The 1940-nt window shown below is 38.1% G+C and carries 2 protein-coding genes; both read left to right on the forward strand.

All coding sequences use genetic code 11. From position 1 onward, the window contains the following. Positions 1–574 (forward strand): type I restriction enzyme endonuclease domain-containing protein (locus Q7O90_RS08135; RefSeq protein ID WP_304129236.1); only part of this gene is annotated, 574 nt, incomplete at its 5' end. A 36-nt stretch (positions 575–610) separates the two neighbouring features. Beyond that, the coding region (locus Q7O90_RS08140) for a YobI family P-loop NTPase (RefSeq protein WP_304129238.1) at positions 611–1940 on the forward strand (1330 nt) is incomplete at its 3' end.

A 1940-nucleotide genomic window follows, 5' to 3' on the forward strand; every position in this document is an offset into this window, starting at 1 on the left:
TGCTGCTGAAGCGAAGATGCCCGAGGGTGAGTTTAAGGAATACAAGAAGACCAATAAGATTGCTGCAGAGAAGTATGAGGACTTGCTGCGCAAGACACTCGATGAATACCACAAGCGTCGTGATGCACTATCGGCTGACGAGGCTACAGTGACACAGAATGAGGCGGTGACAGCCATCATTGATGAAGCCACAAAGCAGGCGTTAAACCTGCTGAATGCGTTAGGCGAAGAAAAGGAGAGCTTCCGAGGGCTGGGATTGAGCTTTGAGGAAAAGGCTTTCTATGATATTTTGCTGCATCTCAGGGATAAGTATAACTTCGAGTACGGAGAGGATAAGAAGGTGGGGGCACTGGTTGTCAACGAAAAGTGTAAGGCTCTGGCAAAGAAAATCAAAGAGCTCATTGATGTTCAGTCTACCTTTACCGACTGGCTAAACAACAGTAAGATACGTGCCGACCTGAACCAGAAAATCTTCTTCTGCTTATACGAGAATGGCTATCCTCCACAGTATAACAAAGAAGTGTTTGACCAGGTAATGGAGCAGGTGGAGAATTTTAAGAGCTGTGGGGAGTAATAACAGAGTTACTAAACTTAATTTATTTCATTTTCAATGGAGATTCAGCCGTTATTACCCGAATTAATATCTAAAGATGATGACGCTTATTCAGTAGTCGAGGACTTAAATGAAGCATTGAACGTCGCTTTTGATAAGAGGAATATCAGGAATATAGCATTGACAGGACCTTATGGGTCTGGCAAGAGTTCTATATTAGAAACTTTGATAACTACTCTTCCTAAAGAGAGGAAGCCTTTGCATATTTCTTTAGCAACTCTACGAGTAGATGAAACAGCAGAAGAGTTTGGAAAATCTTCACCCACTTCGAAAAAAAGAGAAGAAGCTGAAGAAGCACTTAATCGGAAAATTGAATATAGCATCTTACAGCAGCTTATTTATCATGAGAAGACAAGCATAGTTCCAAGCAGTAGGTTCCGCAGGATATTACACATGTCTTTTAAAAGGCTCTGTCTATACTCGTGTGGAGTGGTTGGTTTTATTCTGGCTTTCTTCATAGCTTTTGAGCCTTCATGGGCAAGAATAGAGACATTATATTCTTGTCTTAATTTGGGGCAATGGAATGTGATACCTGATTTTTTTGCGGTTTTATATATGCTTGCTGTGGTGGTGTTGGTTGTTTGGAAATTGATTCCCAACTATGCTAATTCAAAGCTTTATAAACTCAATCTTAAAGATCCTTCTATCGAATTAAACGAAGATACATCTATCTTTAACCGGCATTTAGATGAAATTCTCTACTTCTTTCAAGCAACTAAGTATGATATTGTTATCATTGAAGACCTTGACAGGTTTTGTACATCAAAGATCTTCTTGAAACTCAGAGAACTTAATTTTCTTCTGAATGAATCTAATGTAATAGGGCGACATATAGTATTTTTATATGCCGTTAAAGATGATATTTTCAAGGATGAAGAAAGAACTAAGTTCTTTGATTATATATCAATAGTGATTCCTGTAATCAACCCTTCAAATTCAAAAGCTAAACTCAAGAGTGCTTTGGCGGAAAGAGGATTCTCTGACGGATTCCCAGACAAGGACTTGTCGGAAATAGCATACTTCATTCAAGATATGCGCATACTCAAGAACATAGCGAATGAGTTTGCTCAATATTATAAGTTACTTAGCAAAAAGAATGCACACCTTGATAAAATTAAATTGTTGGCAATGATAGTATATAAAAACTACCATCCACAAGACTTTGCACTGCTACATCATAGGCAGGGAAAAATATATGACTGCTTCTGCTTATTAAAGCCCATTCTTATCAAAAAACTACTTTCTAGGTTTGCAGAAGAAAGGAAAATCCTAGATGAAATGAGGAAAAAGCACGCTGAAAATCAACATTTACAAGTGTTTGATCTAA

Origin of the sequence: Mogibacterium diversum (assembly GCF_938028775.1) — a bacterium.
Classification (GTDB): Bacteria; Bacillota; Clostridia; order Peptostreptococcales; family Anaerovoracaceae; genus Mogibacterium; species Mogibacterium diversum_A.